The following is a 16,984-nucleotide window of genomic DNA, read 5'->3' as shown; positions in this document are numbered from 1 at the left end:
GGAAAGCGACGGCGACGGTGACGATGACGCCGACGAGCCCACACGGCGGTCCGACTCCGTCGGACCCCGATCGTATATGTGTGTCTCCCTCCGACTGTCTCCCGTGACGCGGCCACCGACCGACGAACCGGCGGCGATCGAACTCCGGTACGAAGACGGAACGATCCGAATCGACGGCCTCGAGGGGGCCGCCGTCTCGCCGTCGTCGCTTCGACAGCGGGTGCCAGACCTCGAGCCCGACCGGCGGACCGACGGGTGGCGCACTCCCGCCAATCGGTACGCCGACCTGCGCGCGACGCTGGCGGATACGGATACCGCGACCGCCGATCGCGTCCTCGATCTCGCGTCCGTCTCCGACCTCCGGTCTGCGTACGAACTTCGCGACTATCAGGAAACGGCGCTCGAGGCGTGGCTCGAGACCGACCGCTGGGCCGGCGTCGACGCGCCGGTGTTCGACCGGACGGCGCCCGCTCCCGAGTCGATCGGGCGAGCGCCCGCCGGCGTTCTCGAACTGCCGACCGGCAGCGGGAAGACCGTCATCGCGCTGAAGGCGATCGAACGCCTCGCCGTCCCGACGCTCGTCGTCGTCCCGACGATCGACCTGCTCGAGCAGTGGCAGCGGGAACTCGAGCGCGAATTCGGCAGTCCGATCGGTCGCTTCGGCGGCGGCGAGCAGCGCCTCGAGCCGCTCACCGTCTCGACGTACGACTCGGCGTATCTCAAAACCGATTCGGTGGGCGATCGGTTCGGGTTGGTCGTCTTCGACGAGGTCCATCACCTCGGCGGCGAGGGCTACCGCGAGATCGCGCGCCTGCTCGCCGCCCCCGCGCGATTGGGGCTGACCGCGACCTTCGAGCGCCCCGACGGCGCACACGAGGTCATCGAGGAGGTCGTCGGCCCGCTGGTCCACCGCGTCGACGTGGACGAACTCGCGGGCGACCACCTCGCGAACTACGACGTGAAGCGCCTCGAGGTCTCGCTCACCCCCGAGGAACGCGAGGAGTACGAGCGAACGCAGGAGACGTTCACGAACTATCTCGCGCGCTCGAACATCGACATGCGCAGCGGCTCGGACTACCAGGAACTCGTCAAGCGCTCGGGCTCCGATCCCGCGGCTCGCGAGGCGCTGCTCGCACGCCAGCGCGCACGCGAGATCATGCTCGGCAGCGAGGCCAAACTCGAGGCCCTCGCCGACGTGCTGGACGACCACCGCGGCGAGCGGACCATCGTCTTCACGGCCCACAACGACCTCGCGTACGATGTCAGCGAGCGGTTTCTGATCCCGGCGATCACCCACCAGACCGGAGCCGCGGAACGGCGGGAGATCTTAGAGCGGTTCCGCGAGGGGACCTACACGCGGATCGCGACCTCGAACGTACTCGACGAGGGGGTCGACGTTCCCGACGCTTCGGTCGCGGTCGTTCTCTCTGGCAGCGGCAGTGAACGCGAGTTCACGCAGCGGCTCGGACGGATTCTGCGGCCGAAAGGGGTCGATACCGAGTCGCCAGCCTCGAGCGAGGCAGCAACGGCCGCCGCTCGAGCGGGTCGGGCCGTTCTCTACGAGATCGTGAGCGCCGACACGTCCGAGGAGAACGTGGCCAACAGACGACGGTAGCGCCGCATCCCCCGGAGCGCGACCGTAGTTCGTCTTCTGACTGGTCAGACGGAAATACATAACTAGCGTGCGAACACAGCCGGAGATAGAATGGGGCTGAACTACGTCGCGGGGCTCGAGGTCCTCCTGCTGGCGGCCGTTCTCGGCGGACTCGTGGTCGGGACCGCGGCCCGGAGCGGGCTGGCGACGAATTTCGCTGTCGCGATGGAACGGGATGGGGTCGGGTGGGCCACCGTCGCTGGGATCTGTCTCGTCGGTGTCGGCGGCGTCGCCGTCGCGTCCGCGACCGGCACGTCACTGATCGGCGAGAGGGCGACGCTCGCATCGACCCTCGGGGTGGTCCTCTTTCTCGCGGGAACGGTTATGGCGGGTCGAGCGCTCGGCCGGTTGCCGCAGTATCGTCGCTTCTCGTCCGTCGACGCGACGGCCGTCCGCGACTGTGCGGTCGGCGACACGGTAGCGCTCGACGGAACGGTGGATTCCGACGGCGACCTCGTCGCACCGTGTACCGAGACGCCTTGCGTCGCGTACGACGCGCGGATCGAAACCGCGGCCCGCAATCTGGGCCACTCGACGACCGTTACCGTGATCGACGACCGACGGGCCGACTGCCAGCCGTTTGATCTGGCCGACGAGACAGGGATGCTCGTTGTCGATCCGACTGACGCGCGCATTCGCCTCCCCATCAGATCGCTCTCGGAACCGGACACGTCGACCGTGCTGCTGGGTCGCCTCCTCGAGGGCGTGACCGTCGATCCCGACGCCCCGAGCAGCCGGCGTGCCGAAGGGGTGCTCGAATCCGGCGATCCGGTCCGCGTGCTTGGCAGCGTGGTCGACGGCCATTCGATCGCAGGAAACCGATCGGGACTGGCGGTCGATGCGAGCGCGGTCGCCGTCGGCCCGACCGACGAGCGGTTGCTTCGACGGACGGTGTGGCGAGGCGGACCGCTCGGGATCGGCTTCGCGCTCGTCGGCGGGCTGCTCATGCTCTTCCCGTCCCTGGTCCTCTGACCCACTGACCGGCCAGACGTAGCCGTCGACGGTCCATCGCCACCGAGTTCCGACCGCTTGTCGTCGCCGTTCTCATCTATCTGACGACCGTTCCAGCGTGTAAACGAGAGCGAAGCGTACCGTTCTTCGCGTCGTCCGCACCGTTTTTGCCCACGCCGCACCGACTCGAGGTAGATGCTGACGAAGGACCTGCTGCGCGTCTCGCGGGCCGGCGGCGGCTACCACCCGCAGTTCGCCGGCCGCGAACACCGCCCGCTCGCGGCCCGCGTCATCGGCACGTATCAGGGCCACGTCGGCGAGTCGCGCGCGGCGCTCGAGGCGGCGCTGACCGACCTCGAGCGCGAGGCGGACGACTTCAAGCTCGCGCGCGGGCTCGCGGCGCTGCTTGAGCGGGAGGCGACCTTCGAAACCGACGCCGAAATCGAGCCCGAGCGGGCCCGGAGGGCAGCGTTCGAAGCCGCCGAGGCAATCAGCGTTGTCACTGAGGACGAACGTACGAAGGCGCTCATCAGAGCAAGCGAGTCCCTCGGCATGTCGGCGGACGCCCTCGAGACAGCACTCTACGCCGACCTCGAGGAGCGCCAGCTCCTGACGGCGATCGAGCCGCGTTGGGACCCCGATGGGCTCGTCGCGCAGTACAACCTCTCGCTGGCGCAGACGGCGCTGTTCGACGCGACGGAGGTCCGGGTGCGCTCGAGCGATCCGAAGGCGCTGATCTCGGCGATCAAGCGTCTGCGGCTGATGTACGAGATTCGGCGCCTCGAGGGCGAGTCCGCGGCCGGGGTCGACGGCCCGTCGGAACGCGAAGTGACCGTCACCGGCCCGACGCACCTCTTTCGCGCGACGCGGCGGTACGGCACGCGCTTCGCGCGACTCCTGCGGACGGTCGCGAGCGCCGAGTCGTGGCACCTCGAGGCGACGATCGACGATCGGGGCACCGACCGAACGCTCGAGCTTTCCGACGAGAATCCGATCCGAGTGCCCGACGCCGAGCCGGTCGCGGGCGTGTCGTTCGACAGCGGCGTCGAGGCCGACTTCGCCGGCCGTTTCGCGAGTTTGGACCTCGACTGGGACCTCGTTCGCGAGCCGGAGCCGCTCGCGACGGGGACGCGGGTGATGATCCCAGATTTCGCCTTCGACTACGAACACGGGGACTTCCGCGTCTACTTCGAGATCATGGGCTTTTGGACGCCCGAGTACGTCGAGAAGAAGCTCGCCCAGCTCGCCGACCTCGAGGACGTGGACATGCTGGTCGCCGTCGACGAGTCGCTGGGGGTCGGCGAGGAGATCGCCGCCCGCGACCACCGGGCGATTCCCTACTCGGGGACGGTTCGGGTCAAAGACGTGGCCGATGTCCTCCGGGAGTACGAGCGCCAACTGGTCGCCGAGAGCGCGGCCCGAATTCCCGAGGAGCTACGACCCGACGAAGATGCGATCACGCTCGAGTCGCTGGCCGAGCGCTACGGCGCGAGCGCGGACGCCCTCGCCGACAAATCGTTTCCCGACCACGAACGCGTCGGTCGGACGCTGATCCGGCCCGCAGTCCTCGAGGAACTGGGCGACGAAATCGAGGCAGGAATGGCCCTCGCCGACGCCGAGACCGCGTTCGAGGAGCACGGCATCGCCGACTCGAGCGCCGTCCTCTCCCGGCTCGGCTACCGCGTCGAGTGGGACGGGCTCGCCGGCGGGACGGTCGCGCAGCGCTAGGGACGACCCCCACCGCTTACGAGTTGGCAGACCGATAGCTCGTGTATGAACGTGCTCGTCGTCGGCGGCGGAGGGACGATCGGCAGCACCGTCGCGTACACGATCGCGGTAGCGCAGCCGGCAGCGACCGTCACGCTGGCTGACCCACACACCGAGGTCACGGAGGGCCACGCGATCGATCTCCGCCACTCGCAGTGTCACGTGGCCCACGCGGCGGGCCGCCCGTCGTTCGACACCGAACGGCCCGGAACCGTCACGACGATCGACCCGACCGCAGAGCCAGGGCTCGAGCCCGTCGCCGCTGCCGACGCCATCGTCGTCGCGGCGAGCGTCTCGCGACCCGCGGACAGTTTCCAGCGCGGCGGTCGACTGTCGATCCTCGAGGGGAACCTCGAGATCGCCGCCGAGGTGGGCGACTGGATCGGCGACGCGGAGCCGACGCCGACGGTCGTCGCCGCCAACCCGTCGGACAGAATCACGCACCGACTCTGGGAGGAGAGCGGCTGGCCGCGCCGGTGTTTCATCGGCTACTCGCTGTCCGAGACGGCGCGAATCGCCGACGAGCTGGCCCGGCGGTTCGACGTCTCGCCGGGCGAGATTTTCTGCCCCATTCTCGGCGAGCACGGCGAACACATGGTGCCGGCCTTCTCACGGGCGACGGTCGCCGGGGAGCCGGTCGACCTCGACCCGACCGAGCGCGAGGCGATCCTCGATTACGTCCGAGAGGTCCCCTACGACGTCATCGCCAAGCGCGGCGGAGACGAATCGTCGCGGTGGGTAACCAGCCGGGGAATCGCGGCGATCGTCTTCCGACTCGTCGGCGGCGGCACCGACGAGCCGGTCTGTCTGTCGACGCCGCTTTCCGGCGAGTACGGCCTCGAGGACACCAGTGTGAGCGTTCCCGTGGTGCTCGATTCGGGCGGCGTAGCCGAGATCGTCGACTGGGACCTCGCGCCCGCCGAGCAGGAGGGCCTCGAGCGCGCGGCGGCCGCCGTTCGGCGCTCCCTCGAGCGATAGACGCCGACGGTGGCAGTATGACCCAATGTCTGTAGTGACCAGCCTTATACAGTTACCAATCCTGTTCGAAGACGAACACAGCCGTGTCCGACCAGTCCACCAGCGAGCCGGTCGACATCCTGCTCGTCGAAGATAATCCCGGCGATGTCCGCCTGATACGAGAAGCGTTCGAATCGGCGGGGTTCGAGACGACCTTCCATACGAAGACTGACGGCGATGCCGCCCTCGAGTTTCTCCGGGAGCGGGCGACCGTCGAGTCTGGGCTGGACCTCGACTTCATGCTGCTGGACCTGAACCTGCCGGGAACGAGCGGCTTCGACGTGCTCGAGGCGATCAAGGACGATTCGCTTCTGGCGTCGCTCCCCGTGCTCGTGCTCACGAGTTCCGAGGCGACCGAGGACATCGTCAAGAGTTACGAACTCCGTGCGAACGCCTATCTCACGAAGCCGACCGACCCCGACGAGTTCGCCGAGATCAGCCGAGCCGTCGAATCGTTCTGGGTCGACGAGGCGACGCTGCCATCCCTGCCGTCGTGATCGGCGGTCCGTTCGGCCTGTTGCTGTCAGCGCCGTGATGAACGGTCGTGCATTCGAGACGCAACCACCGCTCGTGCAAGCCGAAACGCCGTCAGACTCGAGCGCCTGCTGCAGACCATGGCGATCCAGCAGACGCTACAGAACGTCCTCACGAACCCCACGTATCTCACGGCATGGGGAGTCGTCGTCGCCGCATCGCTGGCCGTCCTCGTGTGGGACCTTCGGCGGAACAATTCGGAACTGAAGAGCCTGATGCAGTTCGTCTGGGGATTTACAGTGCTGTACTCCGGTCCAATCGGCCTCGTCGGTTACTGGTGGTCGGGCCGGACGCAGATCGACCACGATTCGTTCTGGCGGAAGGGATTCCGGTCTGTCAGCCACTGCTACTCGGGCTGTGGGACAGGAGAAGTCCTCGGCATCTCCATCGCGGTCGGCTTACTGGCGTTCAAGACGACCGGCACCGTCGCTCTCACGTTCGCGCTAGCGTATCTGTTCGGCTACGCGCTGACGGTCGGGCCGCTGATGCAGGAGGGCGTCGGCCTGCGAGAAGCACTTCAGGACGCGTTTTATTCGGAAACGGCGAGCATCACCGTGATGGAAATCGTCGCCATCAGCACCGACATCTGGCTCGCCGGAGAGGCCGGAATGGGCGACGTGCTGTTCTGGACCGGCCTCGTCTGCTCGCTTTCGATCGGGCTGATCGCAGCGTATCCGGTCAACCTCCTGCTCATCCACGCCGGCGTCAAAGAAGGAATGATGAATCCCGCGAAGATGGGCACCGAGACGGGTGCCTGAGCCCGCCCGTCAGAACCGCCGCTGAAATCGAAGGCACAACGCCCTTTCACATTGCAACCGTGCGTTCTACGCGATGCCACTAGCAGCACTCGAACTGAACGACACCGAGCAGGAGTGTATCGACAACTGTTTCGAAGCCGTTCAGGCCTGCGAGTGGTGTGCAGACGAGTGTCTCGACGAGGACATGGATATGTCCCGGTGCATCCGCCTCTGTCGGGACGTGGCGGATCTCGCGAGCGAGCACGCCCGCTTCATGGCTCGAAACTCGAGCTACAGCACCGACCTCGCCGAAGCGACCGCCGATGCTGCCGAAGAGTGCGCCGACGAGTGTCGCCAACACGACCACGATCACTGTCAGACCTGCGCCGACGTGCTCGACGACTGCGTCGAAACGTGTCGCCAGATGATATAGACGGCCTCGCGCGTCGCCCTCGTTCTTTCGCGATCGACGTCGGTACCGGCCCCACAGTGGCCGTTAGACCTCGAGATCGCGCTGTCGGCCCTTCGGCACCATCGAGCGCAGTTCGCCGTGGACGTAGAGGCCGACGCCGAGCGATTCGCGCTCGCCGGCGATTTCGTGTGCCGCGATGAGGTATCCCCAGTCGCCGTCCCACCGCTCGATCTCCTGGTCCTCGCCGGCGACGAACCGGCGGGCCTCTTCACGCTCGAGGTCGATCACGCACTCGGTCGCGGCCCGGCCGAACCGCTGGGCGAAGTCCGTCGTGGGCTTCCAGTGTTCCTGTCGGGTGCGGAGACAGGTCATCCCGATCGCCTCGATCTCGATCGGCGTCGGGGCTTCACCGGCGTAGATCCAGATCTTGCCCGCGCCTTTCTCCCAGAAGGTGTAGTCGTCGAACGTCTCTGGCGGGATGGCGAACCGATCCGCGAAGTACTCGACCACGTCCTCACGCGTGGCCCGGCCCTCGACGGTCCGCTCGGCCGCGGTCGCGGGCAGCCGATCGAACCGCTGCCCGTCGTTCGTCTCCCGTTCGGAGTCGTCGTCCCCGGCGCTTCCGTCGGCCCCATCGCTCATTCGGCGGTCACCTCCAGTTTCGCGACGAAGAAACCGCCGGTATCGTTCTGATGGGGATAGATTCGGGCGGCGTGCTCGAGGCTCGAGTCGAATTCTTCGCCATCCCACGCAGTCAGTCCGGGAGCGTGCTCGAGCCCGATGTCGAAGTCGACGACGCGGCAATCCTCCTCGTCTAACGCGTGCTGGACGACGGCCTCGTTCTCCTCGGGCGCGAAGGTACACGTCGAGTAGACGACGGCCCCACCCTCGCGGGTGGCCTGGATCGCCCGCCGGATGATCCCCTTCTGGATTCCCGCGACGGAAGAGATGTGGCCCTCCGACCAGTTGTCCAGCGCGTCGGGGTTCTTCCGGATCGTCCCCTCGCAGGAACAGGGCGCGTCGACGAGCGTCCGGTCGAATTCGTCGAAACTGAACCGCTCGAGCGAGTAGTTACGCGCGTCCGCGTTGGTCACGGCGAGGCTGGTCGCGCCGAGGCGCTCGGCGTTGAACCGTAGCGCCGAGATGCGCCCGAGGTTGTTATCGTTCGCGACGACCGTCCCGCGGTCGTCCATCAGCGCCGCGAGCTGGGTCGCCTTCCCGCCGGGGGCCGCACAGCAGTCCCAGACCCGCTCGCCCGGCTCGGGGTCGAGGACGACCGGCGGCACCGCGGAGACCTCCTCCTGGCCGTGGGTAAAGCCGTGGAAGGAAGTCCACGTCGACCCCGGCGAGTCCGTCTCGAGGTCCAAGACGCGCGGGTTCCAGTCGGCCTGCTCGTAGCCGACGCCCTCCTCCTCGAGGGCCGCGAGCGTTCGCTCGACCGAGGCCTTGATCGTGTTCACGCGGACGGCGTTACCCAGCGGCCGCTCGCAGGCCGCCAGAAAGGCGTCGAAGTCGTCGACGATCGACCGATACCGCTCGAGTGGCTCCATCGACCGCGGATTCGGGCGGCCGGTGTTTGTGGGTTTCGAAGCGGGCGGCACCGGATCCGCATCGGGCATTGGTCCACAACCTCGAATTAGTAAAATCGAGATTAGTAAAATTGCGATTTAGATAATCGGGTCTATTATGCCGACCGAAACGCTATTGCGGGCATGGGACACCCACGGTTCGTCGACCGCGAGGGCGAACTCGAGTATCACTATTGCTGTTTCTGCCGGTCCGGATTCTCCGACGACTTGCGACGGGAGGCTGCAAATCGCGACGACGTTACACTCGTCACTCCTGACGAGATTGTCACGAAACTGTCATCGGACGAGTGACTCGGTTGGCATCTGACTCGTGTTACCACCTGCCCTCGAGTTTATGCGACCGACACCCCTCTGGTAACGTATGGCAGAAGTTCGCTTGCAGGGTCCGGAGGCAGAACTCGAGAATCCGACGCTCGTCGAGGGCTTTCCCGGCGTCGGCCTCGTCGGGAAGATCGCGACCGACCACCTGATCGACGAACTCGAGATGCGTTACTACGCCAGCGTCCACTGCGAGGGACTGGCGCGAATCGGCGTCTACCGCGGCGGCGACCGGACCGCGCGCCCGCCGGTGCGCCTCTACGTGAGCGAGGAACACGATCTGCTCGCGCTCCAGAGCGACGCCCCGATCGCGTCTGCGGCGGTCGAGCGCGTCGCCGACTGTCTGACCGGCTGGATCGTCGAGCAGGGTGCTACCCCGATCTATCTCAGCGGGCTTCCCGCCGAGCGAGACGACGAGCGGCCCGCCCTCTACGGCGTCGCGACCGGCGACGGCGGCGACCGACTCGAGGCCGCCGACATTCCGATCCCGACGGAGGACGGCGTCATCACCGGACCGACCGGAGCGCTCATCAACGCCGCCGCCCGCGAGGACTTCGACTCGCTCGCGCTCGTCGTCCAATGTGACCCGCAGTTCCCCGACCCCGAGGCCGCGAGCGTCCTCCTCGAGGACGGGATCGGCCCGCTCGCCGGTCTCGAGGTCGACGTGGGAGAACTCGTCGACCACGCCGAGGAGATCCGCGCGAAACGCGAGCGACTGGCCCATCAGATGCAGTCGATCGATCGCGACGAGAGTTCCCAGGCCCAGCCGTTGCGGATGTACCAGTAGCCGGTACTACGAGTGCCGGATTCAGAGCGCTGCGAGACTCGAGGTCGGTACCGGTGAACTCGCCAGTGGAGGGGCCGTCGTTGACGTTCCCAACCGCCGTTCTAGACACGTACTGAATACGGAGGGAGTAGATCAGCACGTGGTTTGTATCAGCACGTGAAGTCCCGGAGCTATCGGTTCGGAGTGTAACGCCATAGCTCCACCTATCCGGGCCCGAACGCCGCGATATCGGCGCCTACTGTCGCCAGCGCGTCGGCGGGGTTCGGATCGCTGTCGGCCAGATGCGTATACTCGTGTTCCGGGATGCTCGACAGCGCCGCCGTGACGGCCTCGCTGTACGTCTCGACGCCCGGCTCCGTGGGGTCGTCGCCGCCCCAGACGTCTCGGATGACCGTCATCGAATCGATTCGCACTTCCAGCCGGCGCGGCTCGTAGCGAGCCAACAGTTCCGAGAGCCCGAGCTGGAGGGCGACGTACTCGGCGGTGTTGTTCCCCGTTCTGGAGCCGACGGGGCGGCCGAGACGGGCGAGTTCGTCCCCCGTAGCGTCCGCGATGACGGCGCCCGCACCTGCGGGGCCGGGGTTGCCGCGTGAACTCCCGTCGACGTAGAGGACGAACGTGTCGCTCGACGGCTCGGGGATGGGCGGCCGGGAGAGTCCCGACGCCAGCAGGTCCTCGAGTGCGGGACGCAACTCGGCCGGGGTAGTCGCGGGGTCGAAGAGGCCGCCGTAGCCGGGGACTGCGTCGTCGATAGCGTCGGTAGCGGCCGCCACCTCGTAGCCCACGCCCGCGAGTACATCGTCGACGAGCGCGGCAGGCGACGAGAGCCGTTCGGCCGGGAGGGAGTCGTCGGTCACGCCGCTTCCCTCTTCGGGCTTCGGTTTCGAGCCTTCACGCCCTCGCTTTCGAACGCTCCCGTTGGCTGATCGCACCACATCGTATCGGTCCTCGGTGGTCGAGCGGGAAATCTCTTCAGATGGCACCGGTGACGGCCCGAATAAGGAAGTCGTCGACCGTCTACCAGTGGCGCGCTCCGCTTCGCACTGTCGCCGAACGCTCGAGGACACAACTCGAGCGTCGACCGACGACGAGCTACGATTCATGCCACGTTGTCTCGAAAATCAAGCTAACGTATATCACGACACCGGGTGGTCCTAGCGGTATGTCACGCGAGACGGACCTGACGCGACTCGCTGCGGCGGAACTCGCCGACCGAATTCGGACCGGGGACGTAACGGCAACCGAAGCCGTCGAAGCCCACCTCGAGCGGATCGACGATCTGGACGACGAGATCAACGCCTACGTGACGGTCTGTGCGGACCACGCGCGCGAAGCCGCCGCCGAGGCAGACCGGGCGCTCGAGGACGGCGACGACGTGGGGCCGCTCCACGGCGTCCCGCTGGCGCTGAAAGACCTCGGCTCGGAGAAGGAAGGGATCCGCCACACGTACGGCTCGGCGCTGTTTTCGGACCACGTCGCCGATCGGACGGCGGCGATCGTCGAGCGCCTCGAGAACGCCGGCGCGATCGTGATCGGGAAGACGAACACGCCGGAGCTGGGCCACAAAGGGACGACCGACAACGAGGTGATCGGCGCGACGGCGTCGCCGATCGACACCGATCTGAACGCGGGCGGCTCCTCCGGGGGGTCGGCGGCGGCCCTCGGCGCTCGTATGGCTCCGATCGCGACCGGCAGCGACGCGGGCGGCTCGCTGCGCATCCCGGCCGCGGCCTGCGGCGTCTACGGCTTCAAACCGACGTTCGGACTGGTTCCCGACGACGGCCGACCGAGCGCGTTCGGCCGGGAGCTCCAGCACACGACGAAGGGGCCGATGACCCGCACCGTAGAAGACGCCGCGCTCATGCTGTCGGTGATGGATGGCCCGCACTCGGCCGACCCCAACAGCGTTCCGATCGATATCGACTATCTGGACGCGCTCGAGCGGCCGATCGACGACTACCGGATCGCCTACAGCCCCGACCTCGACGTTTTCCCGGTCGCCGAGGAGGTGCGAGCAGTCGTCGACGACGCGGTCGAGGCGCTCGCCGACGCCGGCGCGACGGTCGAGGAGATCTCGCTCGACCACGGCTACTCGATGGCCGACCTGAGCGAGGCCGCGCTGCCGGCGTATACGAGTTCCGTTCTCGAGAGCGCGACGATCGTCGAGGAGGCCCATGGCGTCGACTTCTGGGAGCGGTCCGACGAGGTCTCCGACAGTCTGCTCGCGATGCTCCACATCGCCGACGAGCACGGCCCCGCGGACGTCGCCCGGTCCGGTATCGTCCGAACGGGCGTGTACGACGCCGTCGAAGACGTACTGGCCGACTACGACCTGCTCGCGGCACCGACGCTCTCGAGCGCCGACGTGGAGTTGCACGCCGACCTCGGCGCCGAGGCCTGGGAGTGGCCGATGACCTGGCCGTTCAACTGGACCGGCCACCCGGTCGCCTCCGCGCCCGCCGGGCTGACCGAGCGCGGCGGTCCCGTCGGCCTCCAGCTCATCGGCCGCCGATTCGCCGACGACGACATCCTCGCGGCGAGCGCGGCCCTCGAGCGCGAGCGTCCGTGGAATTACCTGTACGAGTGACGGCGAGCGCTAATGGGCGGCGGTAACGGGCCACACGAAACGACTGCCGGCGAAGTTCGCGCCCGTACCCCGAAGCGGTCTCCGCAACCCAAACCCCTTTTCGCGTTCTCCCCCACCGTTCGCACATGGCAACAGAAGACGCCGACGCGATCGCGCCGGGAACCTGCCCGACCGCCAACGGCATGCCGATGCTCGGACTCGGCACGTGGGAGAACGACGACGCCGAGCAGTGCGCCGAGAGCGTGCAAACGGCCCTCGAGACGGGCTACCGGCACATCGACACCGCCCAAGCCTACCGAAACGAGGACGCGGTCGGCGACGGCATCGCGGCCGCGGATGTCGACCGCGAGGAGGTTTTCCTCGCGACCAAGGTCTGGATCTCGAAGCTGGGACGCGACGACGTTCTCGAGTCCGCGCGCGACAGCCTCGACCGGCTCGGCGTCGACTATGTCGACCTGCTGTACGTCCACTGGCCGTCCGGCGAGTACGACCCCGAGGAGACGCTGTCGGCCCTCTCGGAACTGCACGAGGAGGGCCTGATCGAGAACGTCGGGGTCAGCAACTTCCTCCCCGAAAACCTCGAGGTCGCCGTCGACGTCTGCGACGCGCCGATCTTCGCGAATCAGGTCGAATTGCACCCGATGCTTCCCCAAGAGGAGATCCGTGAGGCCTGCGACAACTACGATATCGATGTCGTCGGCTACTCGCCGCTGGCCCGCGGGCAGGTGTTCAATCAGCCCGAGATTCAGGCGGTCGCAGAGAAACACGATGTTACGGAGGCGCAGGTCAGCCTCGCCTGGGCGCGCGAGAAGGGTGTGACGACGATTCCGAAGGCGACCGGCGCGGAGCACATCCGCGACAACTGGGAGTCGCTGACCGTGGAACTCGACCGGGAGGACATCAACAAGATCGACGCGATCGACGAGACGAGCCGCGAGGTCGACCCCGACTTCGCCCCCTGGAACTGACTTACTACCGGTGCTTGACGATCGAACCGCTCGTTTTTCGACTCACTGAACACCTGTCGGCCGCGAAGAAAAAGCAGGAAAGTTTACGGTACGCCGGCCGTTTGGCTCGCGTATGTCTACCCGCTCACAACGAGGTGGTGGTGGTGGGTTCGTCGGCGCGATCAGGGCCGACGTTCGGCGGTTACACGGTGCCTGGATGGAGATCGTCTTCCCCAGACAGCGCGGCCGCGGCCACTCCGTCATGGGCAAGTGGAAGCCCGAGACTCTCCCGCAGAAGATCGGCTATCACGGCTGGAGCGTCCTCGGACTCATCGGCTTGCTCGTCCTCTATCCGCTGACCGTTCTCGGACTTGCAACCCGCTTTTACGCGGCGAAACTCGACTCGACCCGAACCCGCCTCGGCATCGTCGGCGTGACGGGCATGGCGTTGCTCGGCTGGGGGCTGCTGACGATCGCCTGGGGCGCGATGTCGTACATGAATCAGGTCGACATCCCCGTCGAGGCGGTGCTGGCGGTCGCGGCGGCCAGCGGCGTCGCCACGGTCTCGACTGCACTCGCCGCGACGTGTACGAAGAAGGGCGGCCGGGCGGTGACGGTCGTCTTCGCCTACCCGTTCGCGATGACGGCGCTGTTCCTGCCGCCCGTCGTCGCGGCGCTCGTGACGCCGTCGCTCCATCCGTACGTCCTCGACCCCAGTTACGAGTTCGCGGCCTGGGCGCTCGACAACGTGCTCGTCGTCGGCGGGATCAACGACTACCTTCGGGGCAACTTCAGCCTCGAGGGGGCCGCTTACGCCGCGATGTGGCTCGGCATCGCGTTCCCGCTCGGTTGGTTCCTCGGGACCATCGTCGCGCTGGCGAATCTCGTTCGCCCGTCGGAGTAGCCCGATTGTTTTTTCGACCCGCGGTCGTGAACGGACTGCCGATTCCCGATACCATTAGGCGTCCGACGCCTAACTGTCGCGTATGGAATTCGACCTTCCCACGACCGCTGCCGCGTTCATCGCCGTGATCGCGATCGGCGTCGTCGGTCTGATCGCCGCACCGATGATGCAGACCGACACCGTACTGACGATGGTCGCACCGTCGATGATCGTGTTCGCGCTCATCATGTTCGGTCTCGGACTCAAACACGGCGAGTACCGCACGGTGGGCCGTTAACGAGGACTCGAACTCGGATACGGCATCGCGGCGCTTCTGGCTGGACGGCGCTCGATGAACGAGGAAGCCGTCGCTCTCGAGACAGTCGAACCAAGAAAATCGCTGATTAGCTATCGATCCTCGCCCGCGGACGGCCTACATGTAGCCCAGATCGCGCAGGCGCTCCATCAGGTCTTCCTTGTCCTGGGCGCGGCCCGCGCGCTCGGTCGTCCCCTCGAGGTCCTGCAGCCAGGCGGGTTCCTGGTCGCTCTTCTCGGTGCTGACCTCGCTGCCCAGCGAGCGGAAGCCGGCGAAGTACTTCGGCGAGATCGGCACGTCGTCCTGGTCAACGCCCTCGGGGAGGTCGTCGTCGCTCTCGGGGACGTAGCCCTCCTCGGGGAAGTTCTCGACGGTGTCCGGCACCACGAAGTTCCAGAAGGCCTCCCAGACGGCGGCCTCGTCGAACTGCAGGATGGGCTGGATGCGGTCGTGGGGCGGGTAGATGTCGGGGTCGTGACGCGGGGAGAAGAACGTCTCGTCGGCGCGGGCCTCCTGTTCGTCCCAGCGGACGCCGGAGATGACGCCATCGATGTCGTACTCCTCGAGTGCGTCGTTGAGCGCGACCGTCTTCAGCAGGTGGTTGCCGACGTAGGTGTCGAGCAGGAACGGGAACTCGTCTTCCTCGTACTCGAGGATGTCGCGGACGTGGTGCTGGTTGTGCTCGGAGAGCTCCGAGATGTCGATGTCGTCGCCGGGCTCGAGATCGTGTTCCTCGGCGTACGCGCCCACGTCCTCGTTGCGCGCGTAGATCACTTCGAGGTCCCACTCGTCGGCCCAGTGGTCGACGAAGTCGTGGATCTCGTCGAAGTGCTGGAAGTGGTCGATGAAGACCGCGGGCGGTACCTCGAGGTCGAAGCGGTCGGCGACCTCCTTGATGAAGTACAGCGTGAGCGTCGAGTCCTTGCCACCGGTCCACATCACGGCAGGGTTCTCGTACTCCTCGAGACCCTCGCGGGTGACCTCGATCGCTTTCTCGATTTTGTCCTGAATGTGCGGATAGTCTTCCGGATCTTCGCCGTCGCCGTCCTCGTAGTCGACGTCGATGTAGTCGGGGAAGTTCTCGGCCATCTCGTAATTAGATATAATTAGGAGGTGTAAATTCCTTGTGGCGGCGGAAAGGACTGTCGACAGTTTGGACGGCACGCGGGCCGGAAAGGCACGCCGGTCCTCCCGCCAAATCCGTGTGCCGGTCCGTGAGGCGGCCGACGGCGGCATCCCACTCCAATTCGTCGATCGAGCCGGTAGCCGACCAGTCAAAAGACCGAACGGTAATAGGAGCGGCGTTCGAACGGGGTACTCGATGAAACGACAAGCGATCGTCGGGGGTATCGTCGTCGCACTCCTGTTACTGGCAGGGTGCGCGGGGCAGGGCGGAGCAGCCGATGTCGGCGTGACGGTCTCCGACACGGGAGACAAGGTGTTTGCAGGGACCCAGTACAACGTCTCCGCGACCGTCGCAAACGACGGGGATATCGCTGCCAACGAGACGATCGAGCTCGTCGTCGACGGGGAGTCGGTCGCCACAGAGACGGTATCGCTCGAGCCGGGCGCGGCCCGGACGGTAACGCTGACGCACACCTTCGACCGCGGCGGCGAGTACGCGGTCGGCGTCGCCGACTGGGAATCGACCGTCACCGTCTTCGAGGACCCGCTCACAGACGCCGAAGCGGCGATGGCCGACATCGACTCGTACGGCACCGAAGAGCGGTGGACGATGGACCTCGATATCAGTGGAAACGTGTCGGGCGAGTTCAACGCGAACAGAACGGGCAGCCGTCGGTACGACCGCGTCGACGAGACGGCCCGGTTCGAGCGAACGGATCGAGTAGCGATTCTCGGTCACAACGTCACGACGCTCGAGGAGGTGTGGTACGCAGACGGCGTCAGATACAGCAGAGAGCGAGTGCGAGGGGAGAGCGGATACGAGTACGAAGCCAGCGAGACGTCGTTCAAGGACGTCGCCGTCGCGTACGACCTCGGGTTCGAAGCCTACGACGAGAGCGACGGCCGGAAGGCGGACGGCGAGGAGTGGGGTATTTCGGTCGTGAACCGGACCGAGCCGGAGATCAGAGGCGATACGATCGTATACACGGCCGATCTGAGCGGAGTGGTGACCCTCTATCAGGGGTTCGCGCCCGCGGGAGTGATGTCGTCCATCGACGGACTCTCCGTCGAGTTCGGCATCGATACGGAGACGCGTCGGCTCACGTACCAGACGACGACGATGACGGTCGACGGGTTGCGACTCGGGAACGGAGCCGTCGCCGACGGGACGGTGACCAGACACATCGAGTTCGTCGAGTACGGAGAGCCCGTCGAGATCAGCGTACCACAGACCGTTATCGACGAAACGGATCGATAGCGGACGACCGGCGACGACGAGAACGATCGGGTGTAATTCGCTAACGCGTTCGGGACTGCCGAGGAACGAACGTATTACTCGCTAGGTTTCGAACCCGTTGTG

Annotated in this window: 17 protein-coding genes; 13 read left to right on the top strand and 4 right to left on the bottom strand. The window is 66.5% G+C overall.

Annotated features, from left to right (window positions below):
* The first annotated feature begins 76 nt into the window (after positions 1 to 76).
* The 7 genes from NKH51_RS05290 (at position 77) to NKH51_RS05260 (ending at position 7,093) form a co-directional block, all read left to right on the top strand.
* Positions 77 to 1,615 carry a DEAD/DEAH box helicase gene (locus NKH51_RS05290; RefSeq protein WP_254764203.1) on the top strand — a complete coding sequence of 513 codons (1,539 nt, stop codon included), beginning with the start codon at positions 77 to 79 and terminating at the stop codon, positions 1,613 to 1,615.
* A 90-nt stretch (positions 1,616 to 1,705) separates the two neighbouring features.
* On the top strand, positions 1,706 to 2,626 hold the full coding sequence (locus NKH51_RS05285) for a hypothetical protein (RefSeq protein ID WP_254764202.1): 921 nt from the start codon (positions 1,706 to 1,708) through the stop codon (positions 2,624 to 2,626).
* A gap of 174 nt (positions 2,627 to 2,800) precedes the next feature.
* Complete coding sequence (locus NKH51_RS05280) at positions 2,801 to 4,333, top strand: DUF790 family protein (RefSeq protein ID WP_254764201.1); 1,533 nt, start codon at positions 2,801 to 2,803, stop codon at positions 4,331 to 4,333.
* Between the two features lie 45 nt (positions 4,334 to 4,378).
* Positions 4,379 to 5,350, top strand: a complete 972-nt coding sequence (locus NKH51_RS05275) for a malate dehydrogenase (protein WP_254764200.1) — start codon at positions 4,379 to 4,381, stop codon at positions 5,348 to 5,350.
* Positions 5,351 to 5,433: 83 nt separating this feature from the next.
* A complete protein-coding gene (locus NKH51_RS05270; protein ID WP_254764199.1) occupies positions 5,434 to 5,886 on the top strand; it encodes a response regulator in 453 nt (150 codons plus the stop codon).
* 117 nt (positions 5,887 to 6,003) lie between these two features.
* Positions 6,004 to 6,681: a DUF4396 domain-containing protein gene (locus tag NKH51_RS05265; protein ID WP_254764198.1), complete on the top strand. Its 678-nt coding sequence runs from the start codon at positions 6,004 to 6,006 to the stop codon at positions 6,679 to 6,681.
* A 73-nt stretch (positions 6,682 to 6,754) separates the two neighbouring features.
* Positions 6,755 to 7,093: a four-helix bundle copper-binding protein gene (locus tag NKH51_RS05260; protein ID WP_254764197.1), complete on the top strand. Its 339-nt coding sequence runs from the start codon at positions 6,755 to 6,757 to the stop codon at positions 7,091 to 7,093.
* A 63-nt stretch (positions 7,094 to 7,156) separates the two neighbouring features.
* Here NKH51_RS05260 and NKH51_RS05255 read toward each other — a convergent pair whose 3' ends face one another.
* Both NKH51_RS05255 and NKH51_RS05250 read right to left on the bottom strand, forming a co-directional pair.
* On the bottom strand, positions 7,157 to 7,714 hold the full coding sequence (locus NKH51_RS05255) for a DUF7122 family protein (protein WP_254764196.1): 558 nt from the start codon (positions 7,712 to 7,714) through the stop codon (positions 7,157 to 7,159).
* On the bottom strand, positions 7,711 to 8,622 hold the full coding sequence (locus NKH51_RS05250; RefSeq protein WP_254764195.1) for an RsmB/NOP family class I SAM-dependent RNA methyltransferase: 912 nt from the start codon (positions 8,620 to 8,622) through the stop codon (positions 7,711 to 7,713). Before NKH51_RS05250 ends, NKH51_RS05255 begins: the two co-directional genes overlap by 4 nt.
* A 400-nt stretch (positions 8,623 to 9,022) precedes the next feature.
* Here NKH51_RS05250 and NKH51_RS05245 point away from each other — a divergent pair, with 400 nt between their 5' ends.
* Positions 9,023 to 9,766 carry a proteasome assembly chaperone family protein gene (locus NKH51_RS05245; protein WP_254764194.1) on the top strand — a complete coding sequence of 248 codons (744 nt, stop codon included), beginning with the start codon at positions 9,023 to 9,025 and terminating at the stop codon, positions 9,764 to 9,766.
* Positions 9,767 to 9,969: 203 nt separating this feature from the next.
* On the opposite strand, the gene NKH51_RS05240 is transcribed toward NKH51_RS05245, so the two are convergent.
* On the bottom strand, positions 9,970 to 10,623 hold the full coding sequence (locus tag NKH51_RS05240; protein WP_254765118.1) for a ribonuclease HI family protein: 654 nt from the start codon (positions 10,621 to 10,623) through the stop codon (positions 9,970 to 9,972).
* 305 nt (positions 10,624 to 10,928) lie between these two features.
* Between NKH51_RS05240 and NKH51_RS05235 the strand changes: the two genes are divergently transcribed.
* The 4 genes from NKH51_RS05235 to NKH51_RS05220 all read left to right on the top strand — a co-directional run bounded on the left by NKH51_RS05235 (position 10,929) and on the right by NKH51_RS05220 (position 14,481).
* Positions 10,929 to 12,353, top strand: coding sequence for an amidase (locus tag NKH51_RS05235; RefSeq protein ID WP_254764193.1), 1,425 nt, complete (start codon positions 10,929 to 10,931; stop codon positions 12,351 to 12,353).
* A gap of 125 nt (positions 12,354 to 12,478) precedes the next feature.
* Positions 12,479 to 13,321 carry an aldo/keto reductase gene (locus tag NKH51_RS05230; protein ID WP_254764192.1) on the top strand — a complete coding sequence of 281 codons (843 nt, stop codon included), beginning with the start codon at positions 12,479 to 12,481 and terminating at the stop codon, positions 13,319 to 13,321.
* A 112-nt stretch (positions 13,322 to 13,433) separates the two neighbouring features.
* A complete protein-coding gene (locus tag NKH51_RS05225; protein ID WP_254764191.1) occupies positions 13,434 to 14,204 on the top strand; it encodes a hypothetical protein in 771 nt (256 codons plus the stop codon).
* Between the two features lie 82 nt (positions 14,205 to 14,286).
* On the top strand, positions 14,287 to 14,481 hold the full coding sequence (locus NKH51_RS05220) for a DUF7333 family protein (protein ID WP_254764190.1): 195 nt from the start codon (positions 14,287 to 14,289) through the stop codon (positions 14,479 to 14,481).
* A gap of 135 nt (positions 14,482 to 14,616) precedes the next feature.
* Here the strand turns inward: NKH51_RS05220 and NKH51_RS05215 are convergent, their stop codons facing one another.
* Entirely contained in the window at positions 14,617 to 15,588 is a 972-nt protein-coding gene (locus NKH51_RS05215) for a phosphoadenosine phosphosulfate reductase family protein (RefSeq protein ID WP_254764189.1), read from the bottom strand.
* A gap of 64 nt (positions 15,589 to 15,652) precedes the next feature.
* Between NKH51_RS05215 and NKH51_RS05210 the strand changes: the two genes are divergently transcribed.
* Complete coding sequence (locus tag NKH51_RS05210; RefSeq protein ID WP_254764188.1) at positions 15,653 to 16,882, top strand: CARDB domain-containing protein; 1,230 nt, start codon at positions 15,653 to 15,655, stop codon at positions 16,880 to 16,882.
* The last annotated feature ends 102 nt before the right edge of the window (positions 16,883 to 16,984 follow it).

Source organism: Natrinema marinum, assembly GCF_024296685.1.
In the GTDB taxonomy this organism is placed as follows: domain Archaea; phylum Halobacteriota; class Halobacteria; order Halobacteriales; family Natrialbaceae; genus Natrinema; species Natrinema marinum.
The sequence above is the reverse complement of the archived record's forward strand: the minus strand, read 5'-3'. Positions and strand labels throughout refer to the sequence as shown.

Coding starts and splice junctions, on each gene's coding strand:
- NKH51_RS05290 (WP_254764203.1), top strand. CDS start 77: ATGTGTGTCTCCCTCCGACTGTCTCCCGTGACGCGGCCACCGACCGAC.
- NKH51_RS05285 (WP_254764202.1), top strand. CDS start 1,706: ATGGGGCTGAACTACGTCGCGGGGCTCGAGGTCCTCCTGCTGGCGGCC.
- NKH51_RS05280 (WP_254764201.1), top strand. CDS start 2,801: ATGCTGACGAAGGACCTGCTGCGCGTCTCGCGGGCCGGCGGCGGCTAC.
- NKH51_RS05275 (WP_254764200.1), top strand. CDS start 4,379: ATGAACGTGCTCGTCGTCGGCGGCGGAGGGACGATCGGCAGCACCGTC.
- NKH51_RS05265 (WP_254764198.1), top strand. CDS start 6,004: ATGGCGATCCAGCAGACGCTACAGAACGTCCTCACGAACCCCACGTAT.
- NKH51_RS05260 (WP_254764197.1), top strand. CDS start 6,755: ATGCCACTAGCAGCACTCGAACTGAACGACACCGAGCAGGAGTGTATC.
- NKH51_RS05255 (WP_254764196.1), bottom strand. CDS start 7,714: ATGAGCGATGGGGCCGACGGAAGCGCCGGGGACGACGACTCCGAACGG.
- NKH51_RS05250 (WP_254764195.1), bottom strand. CDS start 8,622: ATGGAGCCACTCGAGCGGTATCGGTCGATCGTCGACGACTTCGACGCC.
- NKH51_RS05245 (WP_254764194.1), top strand. CDS start 9,023: ATGGCAGAAGTTCGCTTGCAGGGTCCGGAGGCAGAACTCGAGAATCCG.
- NKH51_RS05235 (WP_254764193.1), top strand. CDS start 10,929: ATGTCACGCGAGACGGACCTGACGCGACTCGCTGCGGCGGAACTCGCC.
- NKH51_RS05230 (WP_254764192.1), top strand. CDS start 12,479: ATGGCAACAGAAGACGCCGACGCGATCGCGCCGGGAACCTGCCCGACC.
- NKH51_RS05225 (WP_254764191.1), top strand. CDS start 13,434: ATGTCTACCCGCTCACAACGAGGTGGTGGTGGTGGGTTCGTCGGCGCG.
- NKH51_RS05220 (WP_254764190.1), top strand. CDS start 14,287: ATGGAATTCGACCTTCCCACGACCGCTGCCGCGTTCATCGCCGTGATC.
- NKH51_RS05215 (WP_254764189.1), bottom strand. CDS start 15,588: ATGGCCGAGAACTTCCCCGACTACATCGACGTCGACTACGAGGACGGC.